The organism is Rhizobium sp. Rhizsp82 (assembly GCF_047325115.1).
In the GTDB taxonomy this organism is placed as follows: Bacteria; Pseudomonadota; Alphaproteobacteria; order Rhizobiales; family Rhizobiaceae; genus Rhizobium.
In genome coordinates, this window is sequence record NZ_CP168570.1 from 3,640,886 (window position 1) to 3,659,673 (window position 18,788).

8 protein-coding genes are annotated in these 18,788 nt (G+C 62.9%); 4 read left to right on the forward strand and 4 right to left on the reverse strand.

The features are described from left to right. Positions 1 to 16: 16 nt before the first annotated feature. From ACEN84_RS23130 to ACEN84_RS23145, 4 genes are all read right to left on the reverse strand, one after another. Complete coding sequence (locus ACEN84_RS23130) at positions 17 to 2,833, reverse strand: condensation domain-containing protein (protein ID WP_413710042.1); 2,817 nt, start codon at positions 2,831 to 2,833, stop codon at positions 17 to 19. Then, complete coding sequence (locus tag ACEN84_RS23135; RefSeq protein WP_413710043.1) at positions 2,830 to 10,905, reverse strand: amino acid adenylation domain-containing protein; 8,076 nt, start codon at positions 10,903 to 10,905, stop codon at positions 2,830 to 2,832. Before ACEN84_RS23135 ends, ACEN84_RS23130 begins: the two co-directional genes overlap by 4 nt. After that, the gene (locus ACEN84_RS23140; protein WP_413710044.1) at positions 10,902 to 12,818 is read right to left on the reverse strand and encodes a non-ribosomal peptide synthetase; all 1,917 of its coding nucleotides are present in this window, start codon (positions 12,816 to 12,818) and stop codon (positions 10,902 to 10,904) included. Before ACEN84_RS23140 ends, ACEN84_RS23135 begins: the two co-directional genes overlap by 4 nt. A gap of 273 nt (positions 12,819 to 13,091) precedes the next feature. Further along, positions 13,092 to 13,925, reverse strand: a complete 834-nt coding sequence (locus ACEN84_RS23145) for a glycoside hydrolase family 16 protein (protein ID WP_246777449.1) — start codon at positions 13,923 to 13,925, stop codon at positions 13,092 to 13,094. Between the two features lie 181 nt (positions 13,926 to 14,106). Between ACEN84_RS23145 and ACEN84_RS23150 the strand changes: the two genes are divergently transcribed. From ACEN84_RS23150 to ACEN84_RS23165, 4 genes are all read left to right on the forward strand, one after another. Beyond that, entirely contained in the window at positions 14,107 to 15,540 is a 1,434-nt protein-coding gene (locus tag ACEN84_RS23150) for a hypothetical protein (RefSeq protein WP_413710045.1), read from the forward strand. Further along, positions 15,537 to 16,760, forward strand: coding sequence for a polysaccharide pyruvyl transferase family protein (locus tag ACEN84_RS23155; RefSeq protein WP_413710046.1), 1,224 nt, complete (start codon positions 15,537 to 15,539; stop codon positions 16,758 to 16,760). The genes ACEN84_RS23150 and ACEN84_RS23155 overlap by 4 nt, the downstream gene beginning before the upstream one ends. A 173-nt stretch (positions 16,761 to 16,933) precedes the next feature. Then, positions 16,934 to 17,650: a Crp/Fnr family transcriptional regulator gene (locus tag ACEN84_RS23160; RefSeq protein ID WP_246777448.1), complete on the forward strand. Its 717-nt coding sequence runs from the start codon at positions 16,934 to 16,936 to the stop codon at positions 17,648 to 17,650. A 381-nt stretch (positions 17,651 to 18,031) separates the two neighbouring features. Beyond that, positions 18,032 to 18,664: a response regulator transcription factor gene (locus ACEN84_RS23165; RefSeq protein WP_246777447.1), complete on the forward strand. Its 633-nt coding sequence runs from the start codon at positions 18,032 to 18,034 to the stop codon at positions 18,662 to 18,664. The last annotated feature ends 124 nt before the right edge of the window (positions 18,665 to 18,788 follow it).

Genomic DNA, 18,788 nt, shown 5'->3' on the forward strand with positions numbered 1-18,788 from the left:
ATCACCGGGTTGCGGTTCATTGTGCGCTCTGGGATTCCAGCTTCTTCGAGATCGCCGAGGCGAGCTCGCGGATGCCGTCGCTGCCGAGAGAGTCTTCATGCCAGCCGCTGAGGCTGACGACCGCCGTATCCTTGGCGACCGCATCCCCCCAGCCGAAGCGCAGCTTGGCGGCGCGTGGGTGATGCGCCTCGCTGCGCAGGAAGACGATCGACGGATCCTGCGTCTGCGCCGGCTTGTATTGCCGCGAGGCGCGGACCAGCAGGCCGGTTACGGCTTCGTTGGCGACTTCCTCGGGCGAATACTCGCCCTTGCGGACGCCGAAGAAGCGCAGCAGGCCAAGCGTCAGGTTGAACTCCTTGAGATAATCGATCAGCCGCATGCGGCCGCCGAGCACCTTCTGCGTGAAATAGATCGACCGCTTGACGCGCCGCTCCATGTTCCAGCGCTTCTGCGTCAGCTTCGGCTGCGCCCGGAAGTAACCCGGTGCCCAGGCGTCGATCATCGCGGTGAACTGCACCTCCTTGCCCGCCTCGCGCAGCTGCCGGGCGATCTCGAAGGCGAGGATGCCGTTGACACAGAGGCCGACGATCGCAACCGAGGTCACCTGCGGCGGGATTTCCATCGCCTCGATCGCCAGGGCGGCGATCTCCTCGAAGGACTTGCCGGCAAGCGCATCGTCGAGACGCGCATTGAACATGTTGACGTTATAGACGGGCGTGTTCTCGGGAAGCGCTCCGGCGAGCTTGTAGTAAAGGAACGGGTGATTCAGCGTATAGACCGCGGAGGCCCCGCTCCCCTGCTTGCAGGTCATCAGTTCCCAGGGATTGCCGGGGACTACGGCCGGTGCTTCCACCGGCTCTGCCTTGGCGGGAGCCGCCTGGGAGACGCCGAACACCGCGCCCGTGAAGCGCTCCAGCGTCGGCTCGCGGAAGAGCAGCTCGAGATTGGGCTTCTCCTCGAATTTCTCGCGAACCGCCGACAGCATGCGCAGCGCCAGCAGCGAGTGGCCGCCGAGCGCGAAGAAATCGCTGCCGGGCTCGACGGAGGGCACGTTCAGCACCTGCTTCCAGATCGCCGCAACCGCCGCCATCTTCTCCGGATCGGCTTTCAACGAAGCTGTGTTCTTAGGCTTTGCCGCAGCGACCGGTGTCGCAGGCGCCTTCGCCGGCAGGCGGAGCGCGGAGCGATCGACCGAACCGTCAGCCGTCTTCGGAAGCCGCATCAGGACGCTGATTTCCTTCGGCAATTTCGCCGCCGGAACCTGCGCTTCGAGATGGCGCATCAGCAACGCAGGCAACTGGTCGAGCGCCTCGTCACAGGTCGGCGACGGCACGATGAAGGCAACCGAGCCGGTCTCGCCACCGGCCGATATGACCGCGGCTTCGCCGACAGCCGGATGCGAACGCAGCACGCCCTCGACACTGCCAGGATCGAGACGGCGGGCCTCCGCCGGCGAGCCGGCGCGCAGCGGCACCGTCAATGCCGAGAGGTGAACCTCCGGATCGGCAAGCACCGCGTCGTAGGTTTCCTTCCAGTAGCTCAGGAAGGTCTCGATCGTCGCACGGTCGAACAGGTCGGTATTGTACTCGATCGACATGCGCCAGCCGCTCGGGCGGCCGACCATCATGAAGCTCAGGTCGTAGATCACGCCAGGCGACTGCGACGGCGCGCTGATCAGTTCGAACTCGCCATAACGGCGGTCTTCGAGGAAGGCCTTCGACAGGTTGAAATTGACCGAGATCAGCGGATTGCGCGACGGATCGCGCGGCGGATTGATCATCCCGACCAGCTCGTTGAACGGCATGCGCTGGTGGGCGAGAACGCCTTCCAGCATCTCGTTTGCCGCATGCACATGCTCGGTGAAGGTGGGATCGCCGCCGATGTCGTATTTCAGCACCAGCGTGTTGATGAAGACGCCGATCAGGTTTTCGAGATCGGTATCCTCGCGTCCCGCGACATTCGAGCCGAACAGCACGCACTTGTCACCCGTCAACCGGTGCAGCATGGCGCTGATGACGGCCGCACCATAGCTGTAGAGCGACACGCGCGCCTTACGGGCGGCGGCATCGATCCTGTCGCCGAAATCCATCGGCTGCAGGATCGAGATCAGGTCGGCATTGGTGGTCTTGACCGGACCGCGCGGGCGGTCCGGCTGCACTTCGAAATAGGGCACATCGGTCAGCTTCTCGCGCCAGAAGGTGCTCTCGGTCTCGAAACCGTAGCTTTCCAGATATTCGGCCTGCCAGAGCGCGTAGTCGCCATATTGAAGCGCCAGTTCCGGTACGTCGGGTGTGCGCCCGGCATCGATGGCGGCGGCGATCTCGCCGAGCTCGCGGCCGAGCACGCGGATCGACCAGCCGTCGAAGCAGCTCTGATGCGCCGTGATCAGGAGCACGCCGACATCGTTTTCCATCATCAGCAGCGTGACGCGGAAGAGACCGGCCTTGCCGAGATCGAAGGGCACCCGCGCCGTTTCCTCGCCGATCGACGGCACGCGGCTCTTGCGGGTTTCCGGCGTCATGTTGCGCAGATCGATGACCGGCATCTTGAAGTCGACGCTCTTGACCACCTGCTGATAGGGACGACCGTCCTTCTCGACGATCCGGGTGCGCAGCACCTCATGGCGCTGGATGATCTTGCGGAAGGCGGCTTCCAGCGTTGCCGCCTTGAAGTTTCCGCGGATCTCCCAGCGAACCGCCACGTTCAGGCCGGGATTGCCGGGATTGAGCTGGTTCAGTATCCAGCAGCGCAGCTGTGTCTGCGTGCAGGGAAACTCGCCGATGATCTCCTGGTCGTCTTCTGGCTGTGACGGTGTCTTTTCGAATACGCTCATGATGCTCTCCCCAGCCCGTTGCGGCGAGCGCCGTTACGGAAGTCCTTCAGCGACGGAACGTGATACTGAGCCGCTGTCTGGCTCATCGTGTTCTGCTCCTCGGCGAAGGCCGCAAGTTCGGCGATCGACGGATGGCGCAGCAGGTGCTTGGCTTCGAGCGGCAGGCCGGCATCCAGCATGCGGGCAGCGATGCGGAAGATGGCGAGCGAGTCGGTGCCAAGTGCGTAGAGATTGTCCTCGACGCCGACGTCGGGGAGGTTCAGCACTTCCTGCCAGATGGCGAGCAGCTTGGCCTCCATGTCGGTCCGCGGCTTGACGGTGATGATCTGCGTTTCGCGCTTCGGCAGGCCGCGCAGCTTCAGCGTCTTGCGGTCGAGCTTGCCGTTTGCGGTCTGCGGCAGCTGGGTTTCAGGTACCCAGAAGGCGGGAACCATGTAGCCCGGCAGCTTGGCCTTGGCATGGGCGGCGAGTTCGGCGGGCGACGGTTCACTTGCCCCGGCGGCCGGCACGACATAGGCGACCAGCGACTTGTCGCCCTTCTCGTTCTCGGCAAGAACCACGGCGCATTGCGCGATCCCCGGCACCTGGGCGACGACGGATTCGATGTCGCCGAGTTCGATGCGGAAGCCTCTGAGCTTGATCTGCTGGTCGCGGCGGCCGAGCAGCTGCAGCGAACCATCCACCAGCCGCTTGCCGACATCGCCCGTCCTGTAGAGGCGATGCGGCTTGCCCTGGTCGAAGGCGACGGGAGCGAAGGCCTTCTCGGTGAGATCGAGCCTGTCGAAGTAGCCGTTCGCCAGGCCGTCGCCACCGATGCAGAGTTCGCCGATCACGCCGATCGGGGCGATCTGGTTGGTCTCATCGAGAATATAGAGCTGGGTATTGGCGATCGGGTGGCCGATGGTGATCGGCTTGCCGGCGTCGGTGACCTGCTCGACGGAAGACCAGATGGTGGTTTCGGTCGGGCCGTACATGTTCCAGAGCTCGCCGCCGATCGTCAGCAGCGCCCGGGCCAGGTCCTTCGGCATCGGCTCGCCGCCGCAGAGCATCTTCAGCGAAGGCTGGTTCTTCAGCCCGGCCTCGACCAGCATCTGCCAGAGGGTCGGCGTTGCCTGCAGGACGGTTGCCCCGCTCTTGTTGACGAGATCGACCAGCGCAAAGCCATCCTGCACCGTCTGGCGGTCGGCGATGATCACCTTGCCGCCAGAGATCAGCGGCAGGTAGAGTTCGAGTGCGGCGATATCGAAGGAGATCGTGGTGACCGCGACGATGCTGTCATCTGCCGTGAACTTCGGCTCGCGCTGCATCGACAGGAGGAAGTTGGTCAGCGCGCGGTGCGGAACCTCTACACCTTTCGGCACGCCGGTCGAACCCGATGTGAAGATGACATAGGCGGCCGCACTGGCCTCAGGCAAGTTTTTTAGGACCGCCTCCGTCAGCGAAGCAGCATCCCGAGTCTTGTCGAGGCGAATGACCGGAACGCCGGCGGCAAGGGCTGCCATCTCGTCGCTATCGGCAATCATCGCGCCGATACGGGCGGCATCGATGGTCTGGCTGAGGCGCTCGACCGGATGGCCGGGATCCATCGGCACATAGGCATGGCCGGATTTCATGATCGCCAGCAGGGCGACGACCATGGCGATCGAGCGGTCGCAGAGCAGCGCGATGCGCTGGCCGGGCTGCGGCACCGCCATCTGGATCTCCAGCGCCAGGGCGTTCGAGCGGGCCTCGAGATCGCCGTAGCTGATCGTCTCGGCACCGTACTGGACGGCCGTCGCATCGGGATGCTCGGCAGCACGCTTGGCGAAGAGCGAGACGGCGAGTTCTTCCTGGTCGTAGCTGGAAGCCGTGTCGTTGAGATCACCGATCAGCCACGAGCGTTCTTCGGCTGAAAGCATCGGCACCTGTTCGATCGCCATCGTCAGATCGTCGGCAAGGGCGCTGACCATCGTGTCGAAGTGGCCGATCCAGCGCTCGACCGTTTCGCGGTCGAAGACATCGGCATTGTAGTCGACGTCGATACGGACGCTGTCGCGGCCTTCTATCATGTTGAAGAACAGGTCGAAGTTGGAGAAGGCCTTGGCATTCGGCGCCATCTGCGCCTTCAGGTCGCCGAAGCTTTCGTCACCGGCAACACGCTCCAGGTTGAACTGGATTTCCGTCAGCGGCAGGCGGCGGGCATCGCGCTTGACGCCGAGCTTCCTGACCAGCGTGCCGTAGGTATAGGCCTGGTTTTCGAAGGCCTTGAACACCAGCTGCTGTGTCGCCTTCAGATGCGTCAGGAAGCTCTCATGCGCATCGACGGTCTGGCGCAGCGGCAGCAGGTTGACGCAGTGGCCGAAGAGCACCTCGTCACCGGCGAGCGTCTGGCCGGCAGACGGGATGGCGATGACGATGTCCTGCTGGCCGGAAAGCCGTGCGACCATGACCTGCAGGGCGGCAAGCAGCGTCGAGAACAGCGTTGCCCCCGACTTCGCACCGGCCTTCTTCAGCGACTTGTAGTGCTTGCTCGAAATGAAGCCGGTGCAGGTGCCGCCCGCAAAGGTGCGCGGCTCCTGGCGCTGGCGGTCGAGCGGCAGCTCGGGCAGTTCGGGAATGGTCTTGAACTGATCGAGCCAGAAGGCTTCGGTCGCCGGATCGGTCTCCGAGTTCGGTGCATATTGCGTCGCATAGGTCGCGAAGGACATGGCCGGCGGCAGCTCCGCCTCCTTGCCTTCCTTGATCGCCGAATAGACGGTCGAGAGCTCGTTGACGAAGATGTTCAGCGACCAGCCGTCACAGATGATGTGGTGACCGGTGAAGACGAAGACATGCTGGTCCGCAGCGAGCTTGATGATCGCGGCGCGGGCGAGATAGCCCTCGACGAAATCGAAGGGCGTGCGCGCCTCGCCATCGAGGATTTCCTGCAGGCGGGCTTCCGGATCGCTGTCGCCGGACATGTCGATCAGCGGCACTTCGAGGCGAAAGTCCTGGATGAATTCGAAGTTTTCGCCGGTGCGCGAGAACTTGATGGACAGCGCATCGTGGCGTGCCGCGACACGATCGACGGCCTGCTGGAAGACGGCATGGTCGAAATCGCCTTCGAGCCGCAACAGGAAGGATTCGTTGAAGGCGCAGGATGCCTCGTCACCGGCCTGGGCTGCGAGCCAGACTTCCTTCTGCGCCTCGGTCAGCGGCGCCGAGTGCAGCCGCGGCTTGTCCTCAGACTTGAAAGGGTTGGAAACACCATTGGTCTTGCGTTCCGCCGGAGCGAGGATACCGACGCCCTGCAGGGCATCGAGCGCCTTGCGGAAGGCAGCGGCGATGGCGTTGAAGTCTTCCTCGACATGCGCCGTCGTCAGGAAGCAGGGATAACCTTCCTGGATATGGATGCCGTTCAGGCGCATATGCGGATAGACGAGCGCGCCGAGCGGATCTTCACCGCCGAAATCGGTGATGAACCAGCTCTTGTAGCCATGGATCGTCATGCTGATGCCGCGCTTGGCGAGATCGGCATTCATTTCGGCAATCAGCGCCTGGGTGCGTTCCGCGACCCAATCATAAAGAATGGCACCATCGCCCTTGATATGGTCGATGACCGCGCGCATGGCGGCAAGAACCAGAGGATGGCGGACGAAGGTGCCGGCGAAGAAGGTCGGTGCCGTCATCGGCACCGAGTCATCGCCATAATTCCAGTGGCCGCCGTCGAGGGCGTCCATGAAGCGGGCATTGCCGGTTAGGACACCGATCGGCATGCCGCCACCGATGACCTTGCCGTAGGTGGCCATGTCGCCCTTGATGCCCCAGATCGCCTGCATGCCGCCCGGATCGACGCGGAAGCCGGTGACGACTTCGTCGAAGACCAGCGCAAATTCGGCATCGGTGGCGATCTGGCGCAGCGAACGGACGAACTCGACCGGGCGCAGTTCCGGATGGCGGCTCTGCACCGGCTCGATGATGACCGCGGCGATATCGTCGGCGTTGCCGCGGATATAGTCGAGGCTTTCAGGGGCACCGTAGCGCAGCACGACCATGTTCGAAACAGACGCAGCCGGGATGCCCGAAGCGATCGGGATCGCCGAGGGATTGTCGGCACGGTTGCGGCCCTTGACCAGCACTTCGTCGAACTGGCCGTGATAGTCGTTGGAGAACACCACGATCTTGTCGCGGCCGGTGACGGCACGCGCCAGGCGCATCGCCGCCATGACCGCTTCCGAGCCGGTATTGCAGAAGGTGACGCGCTCGTGGCCGGTCAGCGTCGCGATCGCGTCGGCGACTTCACCGGCAAGCGGCGTCTGCGGGCCGATGGCAAAGCCGTCATCGGCCTGATCCTTGACGGCGCGGACGACGAAATCAGGCGCATGGCCGAAAGCCGTCTGGCCGAAGCCGTTGACCAGGTCGATATATTCGTTGCCGTCGATATCCCAGAGGCGCGAGCCCTTCGAGCGGTCGCAGACCAGCGGGAAGATCATTTCCTTCCATTCCGGGCGGAAGCCGGAGGCCGTGCGCGGATCGGCAAGGCGGCGGCGATAGCGGGCGGTCGAGGACTTCGACCGGCGCGTCTTGGTTTCATAGGCGGCAATAAGATCCGAGATAAACTGGCGTTTTTCCGGCGACAGCTCGGAAACCGTGCTCTTGGTGCCCGGCTTGTAGAGCTTCATGCGGCGCGAGGCCTGCGGAGCATCGCCACCACCCTCGCCTTCCGGCGCAGTGGGTGCTGCAACAGCGGCAGGCGCTGCGGGCGCGGCTTCAGTGACCGGCTCCGGTGCAGGAGCGGCAGGCACGACGACCTGCGCCGGCATCAGCGCGGCTTCGGAGACGCCACCCTGCATCAGCGCCATCTGCTGAGCAAACAGCGACTGCATGACCTGCAGCTGCGACTGCATCAGAGCTTCGAGGCCCGTACCGGAAGCCGCCGGCAGCGGATTGATGCGCGGTGCGGCAACCGGCATGACCGGCTGCGACACCACCTGGACCGGAGCGGCAGCAGCGGCCGGGGCAGTCGCGACAGGTGCGGCAGCAGCCGGAGCCTTGTCGGCCGGCATCTCGCGGTCGAGATGGCGGGCGAGATCGGCGATCGAGGGGATGTTGCTCAAGAGCTCGCGGAAGGAGATCTTGACCTTGTATTCGCGCTCCACCTTCTGGGCGAATTGGCCGATCAGAAGGGAATCGAAGCCGAGTTCGAGGAAGGTTGCGGAACTATCGCTGGCACTGAGCGACTCGCCCGAAATGTCGCTCAGAATCCGAAGCAGGGAAGCTTCGATGACAGGAACACGATCGACAACGGATGCAACGGTCATTGGTTTACTCTCACCGGTAGGTTGCTCTTGAATGCTGGTGGCGGGGGTTGCCACGGGTACGGAAACGGGTTGTGAAGCAGCGCCTGCCGCGGCGCGGCGTGCCGAAGGCGGCGCGTCGATCCAGTGGCGCTTGCGCTGAAAGGGATAGGTCGGCAGATGAACCTTGCTGCCGCCGCGCGACCAGGCCGACCAGTCGATGTTGCAGCCGGCCATCCAGAGCTTGCCGACGGCATCGCCGAGCGTCTCCGGCGCCGCATCGGCGCGGTCATGCTCGGGCAGCGACTGGATGATCGTCGCGACATTTTCCTTGGCGAGCGTCTGCGAGGCGAAGGTCGAGAGCGCCCGGCCGGGGCCGATCTCCATCAGCACCGGCTTGACGCCGCGGCAGAGCGTTTCGAGACCGGCGGCGAACCGCACGGTTTCGCGGCAATGGCGTGCCCAGTAATCCGGCGACGTGCCGCGCTCGCCGGTCTGCCAGTCGCCGGTGACGCAGGAGATATAGGGAAGCGTCGCCGTGCCATAGGTAACGCGGGCGGTCTCGTCGCGCAGCGCATCGGCTGCCGCATCCATCATCGCCGAGTGGAAGGCGTGCGACGTATGCAGGCGGCTATAGGCGATACCGGCGCTGTCGAGCGAGGCACAGGCGGCATCGACGGCGGCAAAGGTGCCGGAGATGACGCAGAGCTTCGGCGCGTTGACGGCAGCGATCTCGACGCCCTCGCGCAGATGCGCCGAGACCGTCTCGATATCGGAGCGCACCGAGACCATCGCCCCATGCGGCTGGTTCTGCATCAGGCGGCCACGAGTGGCGACCAGGCGAAGACCGTCTTCGAAGGAGATGACATTGGCGAGCGTGGCGGCAACGAATTCGCCGACGCTGTGACCGATCATCGCGAAGGGACGCACGCCACGGCTCATCCAGAGACGGGCCAGCGCATGCTCGACGAGATAGAGGCAGGGCTGGGCGATCTGCGTCTCGCGCTGCTCGTCCATCATCGTCTGCGTCACGGCGCCGGAATGGCAGATATATTCGCGCAGATCCGCATTCAGCGTCATCTTCAGCAGTTCGGCGCCGCGGTCGATCCAGCGGGTGAATTCCGGCTCGCGGCTATAGAGGGCAGCGCCCATGCCGACATATTGCGCGCCCTGCCCCGGGAACATGAAGGCGATCGGCGGCGCTGTGTCCTCGGCGGTCATCGACGTGTAGCGCTCGGACTTCAGCCGCTCGATCGCGTCGTCGCGGTTCATGGCGGCGAAGGCGCTTCTGTGGGCGAAGGTGCGGCGGCCGGTCTGCAGCGTGTGGGCGGCATCGGCGAGCGTCACATCCGGCTTGCTTTCGAGATGGGCACGCAGATTGCCGCGCATCGCGGCAAGCGCCTCAGGCGTGCGGGCCGAGAGCGGCACGATGAATGGACCCTGAGCCGCCGCCGCCTCGGCAACGGCAGGCGCTTCCTGCAGCACGACGTGAATATTGGTGCCGCCGACCCCGAAGGCGCTGACACCGGCGCGGCGCGGCGTATCGGAGGCCGGCCAGTCGGCCATTTCGTTGAGGATGTAGAAGGGGCTGTTGGCAAGGTCGATGCGCGGGTTAGGCGAACGATAGTTCGGCATGCCCGGAAGCTTGGCATTCTTCAGCGCCAGCGCCGTCTTGATCAGGCCGCAGACGCCGGCAGCCGCATCCATATGACCGACCGTGCCCTTGACGGAGCTCAGCGCCACATTACGGCGGCGGCCGGAAATGCTGGAAAAGGCCTCGCTGAGGCCGCCGAACTCGATCGGATCGCCGAGCGGCGTGGCGGTGCCGTGGCACTCGATATAGCCGATGGTTTCAGGCTCGATACCGGCATTGGCGATGGCTGCCGAGATGACATTGGCCTGGCCGGCGATGCTGGGCGCCGTGAAGCCGACCTTTTCCGATCCGTCATTGTTGACGGCATAGCCGCGGATCACGGCATAGACGCGGTCGCCGTCGCGCAGCGCATCTTCGAGACGCTTCAGCGCCACGACACCGGCGCCACTCGCAAACACGGTTCCGGCAGCATCGGCATCGAACGGACGGCAGACGCCATCCGGCGAGACCATGCCGCCTTCCTGATACATGTAGCCGCGCTTCTGCGGCAGGGTCACGGAGACGCCGCCGGCAAGCGCCATGTCGCAGCTATAGGTGAGCAGGTTCTGGCAGGCCTGGGAGACGGCAAGCAGCGAGGTCGAGCAGGCCGATTGCAGCGAGAAGGCCGGACCCTGGAGATCGAGCTTGTAGGCAACGCGGGTGGCGAGCGCGTCGGTCAGCGATCCGACGATCTGCTGGTAGAAACCGATCTGGTAGTTCGAGGTCATCTCCTCGGCCGTCTGGCGGTCGCGGAGCACGTTGTTGATCAGGTAGGTCGGCATCGAGGCGCCCGCGAAGACGCCGATCAGGCCTTCATACTTGGCAGGATCGTAGGCGGCGTCTTCCAGCGCTTCCCAGCAGATTTCCAGGAAGATGCGGTGCTGCGGATCGGTGACCGCGGCTTCCTTCGGGAACATCCCGAAGAAATCGGCATCGAACATGTCGACATCGGCAAGCGCCGGGCGTGCCGGGACGAAATTCGGGAGAGCCCTCTCCTCATCGGTAAAGGAGTCTTCGAGCTCATCCAGCTTGTACTTGTAGAAGCTGTTCTCGCCGGATGCGACGAGGTCCCAGAGCGCATCGACGTTCTTCGCTCCGGGAAACCGTCCCGACATGCCGACGATTGCGATCTGCCCTGCATCAGGCAAGGCTTCTCCGGCGTCGCCCCCACGATCCCCTGTCATTTCGTGTTCCTCCGGAACCGAGCCATATTGTTGCGCTGCTGTTCGGCGCGCAGGGCTGCCGCAGCGTCCCGGCCCGAATTGTCGTGTTTGCCCTCGAGGAAGCGCGATAGTTCGCGGATCGTCGAGTGCTTGAAGAGCTGGACGACCGGAACCTGGCGGCCGAGCTCGGCCTCCATGCGGGCGTGGATCTGCATCAGCTGCAGCGAGGTGCCGCCGAGATCGAAGAAGTTGGTGTCGAGATCGACGGGCTTGTTGCCCAGCGCATCGCGCCAGAGCCGCGTCAGCATCGCCTCGCTGCCGGTGTCAGCGGCGATCTCGATCGCGCTCGGCGCAGCCTCGACAACCGGAGCCAGAAGCTTCGAGCGATCGATCTTGCCGGCCCGGGTCATCGGCATCTGATCGATGACGATTGCCGAGTTCGGGATCATGAAGGCCGGCAGGCGGCCGCGCAGCGTCGCCATGACATCGCGCGTCAGTTCCTGGTCCCTGCCGCGCAGATCCTCGCGCGGGCAGAGGAAGGCGATCATCTGCTTCAGTTCCGGTCCCATCACCTGGCAGACGACGGCCGCTTCCGAAAGCCGCGTATCGTTGCGCAGCGCCGTCTCGATCTCGTCGAGCTCGATGCGCTTGCCGTTGACCTTCACCTGGCGGTCGCGGCGGCCGTGGAAATGAACGGTGCCGTCGGCATCCATCGTGCCGAGATCGCCGGTCAGGTAGCAGCGGACCGGACCATCGCGGGTCTCGACCATGACGAAGCGCTCGCGCGTCAGCTCCGGCCGGTTGAAGTAACCGAGGCCAAGCCCCTCGCCAGCGAGAGCGATCTGGCCCTCTTCGCCGACAGGCACTTCATGCAGATGATCGTCGAGGATGAGGATCTGCGTGTTGCCGATCGCCTTGCCGATCGGCATTTCGGTGCCCTTGAAATCGGCCGGGATGTTATAGCCGGTCACCAGCACCGTCGCTTCGGTCGGGCCGTAGGCGTTGGTGAGGCGGCAGTTCGGATGCGACTGCAGGAAGCGTAGCGAATGGGCGACCGAGGCGACATCGCCGCCGAACAGCACATGGCGCAGCGACTGAACCCGGTCACGGCCGAAATCGGCAAGCAGATTGAACAGGCCGGGCGTCGAGGCATGGAAGGTGACGCCGTGTTCTTCAATCAGGTCGCAAAGGCGGCTGATCGAGAAGTTCAGATCCGGCATGCCGACCAGCTTGCAGCCGTTCAGCAGCGCGCTCCAGATTTCCAATGTCGAGGCATCGAAGGAGATCGTCATCGCATGCAGCACGACATCCTTGCTGGTGAGCGGATTGAAATCCTGTTCCAGCACCAGATTGGCAATGCCGCGATGCGCCACGACGACGCCCTTCGGGCGGCCGGTCGAGCCAGAGGTGAACATCACATAGGCGACGTCGTCGCCGGCCGGCCGCGCGGCCGGGCGAACCGTCGGAGATGCGGAAGCTTCGGCGATAACCGCCCGTGCATCGAAAACCTTGCTCGGAAGGCCCGGGATCAGTGCCAGCTTCTGGATCGACGCCGCTTCGGCGAAGATCACCTTCGGAGCGCATTCGCGGATGACATAATCGAGATGTTCGGCCGGATAGGCCGGATCGAGCGGCAGGTAGGCGGCGCCCGCCTTCAGGGCGGCCAGCATGCAGACGATCGTTTCCAAGCTGCGCGGCAGAAGAAGACCGACGACGTCACCCCTCGAGACGCCCCGCTCTTCCAGCGTCACGGCCACCTTGTCGGAGAGCTCGTCGAGCTCGCGATAGGTCAGCGAGACGCTGCCGAAAACCAATGCCGTGGCCGACGGATTCTTCTGCACATGCGCGCGAAAGATCTCCGGCAATCCCTTTTCGCGGTCGTAGCTGACCGTATCGCTTCTCTCGATCGTCCCTGGATATGCTAGGCCCGTCATTGCACTTCCCCCTTGTCGTCTGCTGGCGGGTTTCTGCTGCGCGGCATTCGTGTGGCGACCTTCCCATTTCAGCGGGATTTCGCCAGATGATCATTGGGATGACCTCTTCGCCAAACCGGCCCTCCAAAGCGCTAGAGGGTGTAGACCGGCCGACGCATGGGGCTATCCGTTAGTGCCCTACCTAGCCAAAAGAATTAGCCTGCCCGGGAGGGCCGGAAATGCGCCGGGAGCGGCATCTCTGCCGCTCCCGCAATTGCTTGTGAAACCTGGAAATTACGGCTGCTGCGGCAGCGCGTAGACATGCACGTAATCGACATACATATGCGATGGATCGGGTGCGCTCGCCTTGGTGACATTGTCGACCAGGCCAAGGTTGAGCAGCACATACATCGGCTGCTGGTGTTCCGGCCGCGTCTCGGTCTTCCAGACCATCTGCCGGTCGAAATACATGCGGATGTATTTCTCGTCGATCTTCACCCCATAGGTATGAAAATCGCCCGGCTTGTTCTTCAGGAAGGCGTTGATGCGCGAGAATTTCGAATAGTGGTCGCCGTTGCGGTACCAGACGTGGACGGTCGAGGAATAGCCGTCGGGCTTGTCGCCGTAATATTCCATCACGTCGATCTCGGCGGTCGATTTCGAGCGGTCCTTGCCGATCAGCCAGAAGGCCGGCCAGAGACCCGGTCCGGTCGGCAGCTGCGCCCGCGTTTCGAAGTATCCGTACTGCTGCGCAAAGCCATTGCCCTTCGGATCGACGGAGGCAAGCAGGCCGGAGCGCCACTCACCCTTGCCGTCCTTCGAGGACTCGATACGCAGCACGCCGTCGTCGACGGTGAACGGAAAGCCGTCCTTGGGATTGGCAAAGCGCGCGCCGCCGAAATCGCCCGACCACGGCGTATGGGCGATCCAGCGCGTTCCCGGCCCCCAGGCCGAAACGCTGAGATCGTCGAACTCGTCGGCGAAGGTCATCTTCATCTTGTCGAGATCGAGCCCGTCACCGGTATCGCCGGTTACAGCCGCATCCTCGGCAAAGACAGGCGCCGGCGCGGCCATCGCGAGAGCGGCCGCACAGAGCGCCAGCAGCAAAGGCCGCCGGCCGCCCGTCAATTCATCACTGCGAGAAGTCTTCGATAGCTTTGACATGCCGCGAACGATAGGCAGAGCGCAAAACCGGGTGAAGAACCACGTTCGGCCGAAGCCCTGCCCGAAAGAAGTAGTCCGGGGCGTAAATACGCGCCGGTTCCTAGCATGCTAGTCTTTTTCTAAATCGGGCGGGACAACGACTTCCATGCACTTTCAGATCATGGGACTGCTGACGTTGGTACTTGGCGCGGCGGCACTCTATATGCCGCCGGTCTGGTCGTTCCTGTTCATGTTCGCCTCCACCGTCTTCGGCTCGGCCGCCGCCTTCAACCTGTCGGGCCTCGGCGGTGCATCGGTGCTGGTTCCCAACCTGTTTCTGGTCTTCTTCTGCATCCGCGTCATCATGAGCTGCGGCGAAGGCCGGGTGTTTGCGGCTTTCGTACCACCACGGATCGGCTTCTTCCTGCTGACGCTCACCATCTTCGGGCTGGTGACGGCAGTCTTCTTCCCGCGCCTGTTCGCCGGCATGGCCGAGACCATGGTGGTCGAGCGGCAGGTCGGCGCCCGCAGCTTCATTGCACTCACGCCGCTGCGCTTCTCCTCCAACAACATCACGCAGACGGTCTATGCGATCGGCGGCCTGCTCTGCTTCGGCTGCACATTCGCCTGGTTCCGCCGCGAGGGCATCGCCACCTCGCTGGTCACGGCGCTGATTGCGACGACGACCATCAACCTCGCCTTCGCCGTCGCCGATATCCTCACCTATTATTCGCGCACCGAATGGCTGATGGGCTTCGTGCGCACCGCCAATTACGCGCTGCTGACGGGTGCCGAAAAAGGCGGCCTGAAGCGCATTTCCGGCACCTTCCCGGAGGCGTCCGCCTTCGCCGACTATACGCTGGTGTTCTTCGCCGCGATCTCAAGCCTGTGGCTTGACGGCATCCGCACGCGCGTCACCGGCATATTGGCGCTGTCGCTGCTGGCGGCCCTGCTGCTCTCGACCTCGGCGACCGCCCTCGTCGGCGTTGCCGCGGTGATGCCCTTCCTGCTGCTGCGGGCAATCCGCGGCCGCCACGCGCTGGCAATCACCGTCGCCGCCGCCGCCTTGCCGCTGGTGGCCATCATCGTCGTCGTCGCCCTGCCCGACATGGCGGCCGGCCTTCACGACTTCCTCGACGAAATGGTGCTCTCCAAGGCCGACAGCCAATCCGGCCGCGAGCGCTTCATGTGGAATGCCGTCGCCTATGAAAGCTTCGTCAATACCTATGGCTTCGGCGCCGGCCTCGGCAGCGCCCGCGCCTCGAGCTTCGTGCTGGTGCTGCTCTCCAATCTCGGCGTCGTGGGCACGATGATCTTCGTCATCTTCGCGATCGCCGTCTTCACCGCCCGGCTGCCGAAATACGATCCGGAACGCAACGAGGATATCGCCGCCGTGCGCGCCGCCAAGCTCGGCTTCTACGCCGTGCTGGTGACGGCAACCATATCGGGCACCGTCTACGATCTCGGCCTGACCTTCTACATCCTGGCGGGTGGCGTTGCCGCCCTGTCGCTGCCGCGCACCGTCAGCCGCCCGGCCCACAACAATCCGGCATTCCGCTTTGCGGGCGCGCATCAGGATGCTGCACAGGCCCGCTCATGAAAATCCTGGTCTTCAACGTCAAATACAGCGAGAATCTCGGCGACGGCCTGCTGGCCGATTGCATCGAGGAGACCCTGCGGGCCGAAGGCGGCGAGGTGGAGACGCTGGATCTCGCCGGGCGCACCGCCGTCGGCACCAGCCGCAACCGCGCGCTGATCCTCAATATCCTCCGCCATCTGCCCGCCCCCATCCGCCGCGCCGTCGTTTCCCGGGCGCTGGCCAAGCAGCTGAAGACGAGCAGCCGTCTCTGGGATGAGAAGATCGCTGCCGCCGATGCCGTCATCCTCGGCGGCGGCAACCTCTTCCAGGACGACGACCTGAATTTCCCGCTGAAGGTCGGCACGCTGCTCGATTGCGTCGCTCGCTCGAAGAAGCCGCTCGCGATCTACGCCGTCGGCGTCGGCCCGCACTGGTCGGAACCGGCAAAACGGCTGTTCGGCCGCCTGCTCGGCACCAATCTGAAGCATCTGTCGGTGCGTGACGGCTTTGCATACCGCAACTGGCTGCAGCATTTCCCAACCGGCCCCATTCCCGAAATCGAGCCCGATCCCGGCTTGCTGGCAGGCTCTCTCGCACCTGCCACCTCCCCCATCCAGGGAAATGTCGGCCTCTGCGTCACCGAACCGAAGATTCTCGCCCGCCACGCCTCGCGCGCCGGCGCTGCCATTCCGCTGACCTCGGTCGCCGACTATCTGGCGCTGATTGCCGAGCTGACCGGCACCGGCTACCGCGTCACGCTCTTCTCCAACGGTGCAAGCGAAGACCAACGGCTGGCGGAAGCGGTGTTCGCCGCGGCAGAAACTGCCGGCATCGGCACAGCAGGAGAGCTGGCACTTGCCGGCCGCCCGCAGGACCCGCAACAGCTGCTTTCGATCCTTGCTGAAAACAGCGTCATCGTCGCCCACCGCCTGCATGCCTGCATCGCCGCACATGCGATGCAGATCCCGGCCGTCGGCATTTCCTGGGATGGGAAAGTCGAAGGTTTCTTCAAGGCGATGGACCGCGCAGGCTTCTTCGCCGCCGCCGGAAGCACCCCTTCAGAGATCGCCGCGATGGTCGCCAAAGCGGAGCGCGAAGGCATCGATCCGGCCCGTCATCACGAACAAGTGACTTCAGCCAAATCTGCGCTTTTGAACGTGCGGTCGATTTTGCGCGGCAACGAATACTTTAACGCGAGTCCAAAGGCCAAAAAACGTAATAAATTGACACAGAGTGTATAAATACGAGAATTATTCTGCACCACTATTGAAAATAACCATTCCCGCAAATCTATCCCCACCAACAATGGCATCGGCGAGACAACGATAAATATTCATGTTACGATCTTCTCATATTTAATGGTTAAAAGGTAATTAAGGGGAAAGAGAACCACGAAGTTTGCTGGAGGCGGGGCGTGGCGATATACGAAGGGTCGGACCACGAAAATCTTGGGCTGGTCAGAATACAAGGGCAAAGGGTTTCGTTATCGGGCGGGAGTTACCGCGCCTATGACGACGGCGATATCGTCTTTGACCCGGAAGCCAGAAAAGCGGCGCTGCTTATTCTTGTGAGCGGCTGGGCGGTATCGTGCAAATCGCTGCCCAACGGCACGCGCGTCATTCTCGAATTCATTCTCCCCGGCGACATCATCTGGACGCCATCGGTGGCAATCGCCCGTGAGATGATCGAAGCGATTTCGCCTACTCAATTCTACGAGCTCAGCGGCATGACGCTGGCCCGCTATCTCGACAGCACCACCGGCCAGGACATCGTGATGGCCGAGATGATGCGCTGTCACGCCCGGATGTCCGAGCGCCTGGCCAATGTCGGCCGCCGCGACGCGCTGGCCCGCACCGGCCACCTTCTCCTTGAGCTTGCCGCCCGTATCGGGCCTGACCGGAAGCGCCCGGGCATGGATGGTTTCCAGTGCCCACTGACACAATCCGATATCGGTGACGCCGTCGGCTTGTCGACCGTCCATATCAACCGCGTCCTGAAGGACTTGCGCGTCAACGGCCTTGTTTCTTTTAGAAACGGCATCGTTGAATTCCTGAATCGCAGGAAACTTGAAGAGCTTGTCGAGTTTGACGACAGTTACTTGGCGACACAACCGCAGATTATTCCGCGGTAATTCAATAGTCCGAATTAAGTAGGACAACCATTTCTGGGCTAATTACTTCTACTTTCGATATTTTAATAGAGCCTTAACCTATGTTAATGCCACCGCTTTTGGCTTCATCCATATTTACACTCAAGAGATAAATTCCGGAGCCAAGGAATTCATAAATTCTCAGCACATAGTGCTAAGTAATAATTCTCGGGCTTACTTCTCTTGCACGTTTAGTATTGAGTTCAACCAATGTAGGGGCGTGAAATGGAAGGTCTTACAACAACAAGTGATCAGATTCGAACTGACACAGCAGCTCACCTCATCTCTCTTCGCACATCGGATTCCCTGAGGCACTTTTCCTCATCCTCCCGGGCAGACGCCCAGGAAGACCTGCCGGAATACGTGCTTCTTCTGGATCCCCGTTCGCTGCAGAGCGAATGCCTGTCGCGCAGCCTTTCCGAATATGACGAGGACCTCAAGGTCATCACCGCGACCTCCATCGAAGACTGGCAGCGCAAGCGCATGCGGTTCGAGCCGGCGCTGATCCTCTATATGATCGGCGGCAAGCACGTCTCGGACCCGGATGTGAGCGATAAGATTGCCAAGCTCACTCAGAAATTTCCATCGGTACCGGTTGTCGTCGGCGCAGAGGGCGACGAGATCCAGCAGGTACTGAAGGCGCTGGAATGCGGAGCAAAGGGATACATTCCGGCCAATATCGGTATCGGCGTTGCCGCCGAAGCCATTGCACTTGCCCGTGCGGGCGGCGTCTTCATTCCGGCCAGCAGCCTGCTCGCCGCCAAGGAGATGATCACCTCCAGCACCACGGCAGCCAAATGCGGCGATCATTCCTTCACGCCGCGCGAAATGTCTGTCGCCGACGCTCTGCGCCGCGGCAAGTCCAACAAGATCATCGCCTATGAAATGAACCTCTGCGAAAGCACCGTGAAGGTTCACATTCGCAACATCATGAAGAAGCTGCATGCGACGAACCGCACGGAAGTCGCCTACAAAATCCGCGAGTTCGCTCAATAATGTTTCATATCGCAGGAAATTGAGCCGGAGCGCCATAAACGCTCCGGTTCTTTTTGCGTGCCGTGCACTCAGCTGCCGCCGGGCTCTAACGTCCTGAGAATGCATAACACTTTCGGCTAGCCCC